The sequence below is a fragment of the Vibrio sp. Vb1554 genome (genome assembly GCF_033344235.1).
This window is the reverse complement of the sequence record NZ_JAWPOJ010000245.1, coordinates 1-1,274: the sequence shown is the minus strand read 5'-3', so window position 1 is coordinate 1,274 and position 1,274 is coordinate 1. Positions and strand designations below refer to the sequence as shown.

Annotated in this window: 2 protein-coding genes and 2 pseudogenes; 1 reads left to right on the top strand and 3 read right to left on the bottom strand. The window is 46.4% G+C overall.

The window, feature by feature from the left end; genetic code table 11:
• Window positions 1-116, bottom strand: a 116-nt coding sequence (locus tag R8N28_RS25350; protein ID WP_318183677.1) for a DNA polymerase III subunit psi, incomplete at its 3' end; no start/stop codon positions are given.
• 51 nt (window positions 117-167) lie between these two features.
• On the opposite strand from R8N28_RS25350, the gene R8N28_RS25345 reads away from it, so the two are divergent.
• Window positions 168-617 carry a hypothetical protein gene (locus tag R8N28_RS25345; RefSeq protein ID WP_318183676.1) on the top strand — a complete coding sequence of 150 codons (450 nt, stop codon included), beginning with the start codon at window positions 168-170 and terminating at the stop codon, window positions 615-617.
• A 67-nt stretch (window positions 618-684) separates the two neighbouring features.
• Here the strand turns inward: R8N28_RS25345 and R8N28_RS25340 are convergent.
• Both R8N28_RS25340 and R8N28_RS25335 read right to left on the bottom strand, forming a co-directional pair.
• Window positions 685-1,188 (bottom strand): annotated as a pseudogene (locus tag R8N28_RS25340) (GNAT family N-acetyltransferase).
• A pseudogene (locus tag R8N28_RS25335) lies at window positions 1,172-1,274 on the bottom strand (SCP2 domain-containing protein); the annotation flags it as partial. The pseudogenes R8N28_RS25335 and R8N28_RS25340, both read right to left, overlap by 17 nt.

Sequence of the window (1,274 nt, the reverse complement as noted above, 5' to 3'; positions counted from 1 at the left end):
CAAGAACTTGGCAAATCCATAGTTGGCGGTTGATAGCCTGCCAACCTTTCTGGATGAATCAACTCCCACGAGGTGATTCCCATTTCGTGTAAATACTGTTTCTCGTTAATTGACATTTTTCGTCACCTGTTTGAACGAGGCAATCCTATCAAAAAGTCAGAGGTGTTATGAAGCTTTTCCAATCACTCTTTACTGTGATGATGGTAGCGACCATCAGTTTTTCCACATTTGCGAGCAGCAATAATGATGACTGGGAGCTGATCGCAACCAAGACCGTCAACTTCCAAACGGAGACAGACACCGTTACGCCAAATAGTCTTCTCAAAAACCGTACCTTCAGTAAAATCAAAATAAAGTGCATTCAAGGCACCGTCGATTTAAAAGACATCAAAGTCACCATGACCGACGGCAGCGAGAAAAAACTCACATCAATGGGCACGCTCACCAACGGAATGTCAACGCGAGCTTGGACACTACCAGGAGCGGAGGACGCGAAACTTAAGCACCTTGAAATGAAATACAGCAGTTGGGGAAACATGAAGCTCGACGTGTTGGGTGTCAGCAAAAAAGCAAAAGTCGAAATCTGGGGCAAAAAAAGAACCAAAAACGCTCAATAAACGTCATGCTTGTCGAATGAATGATGAAAAGCAAACAGCCCGCTATTTCTGCGGGCTGTTTCAGTATTTAAAGCTCTGAGAACTCAGGCGCGTAATCAATACGTCCAGAACGTCCTGCACATTGGCCCTCGACGAGTTCAGCTACTCGAAACGCACCTTCAGGCACTTCCCAAGCGCATTCAAAGCCCATCTCTTCACCAGCATTGAAACCTTGTCGTGCATAGTAGTCAGGTTCACCCAACACGACACAGACTGGATAACCGAAATCACGCAAAGATTCGAAACCTTCTTTAATGAGTTCAGCACCAATGCCTTGACGGCGATAGTCCTCATGAACAGCCAATGGTGCAAGCCCTTGCCAAGACATATCTTAAACATTTCATGTAACTGGGCTAAATAAAGCATGGCCACTTAACTAACCTTCATCCGTACACGCCCCCAGCGACAAGGTCAGCTTGCCGTTTTCACGTAAACGCATCACCAAGTTGGCTTCCGCATCGGTTGGAAACGCATGTTTCAATAGGCGGTCAATGGTCAGAATGTCCGCAGGGGCTTCAGTTCGAATAAGCATTCGCTACTCCGGGTTGTTGTGCAGGCTCTTGAACCCCTTTTTGGACAAAGTCAGCCAGTTGGTTCAGCGCTACTTGCATTGCTTTT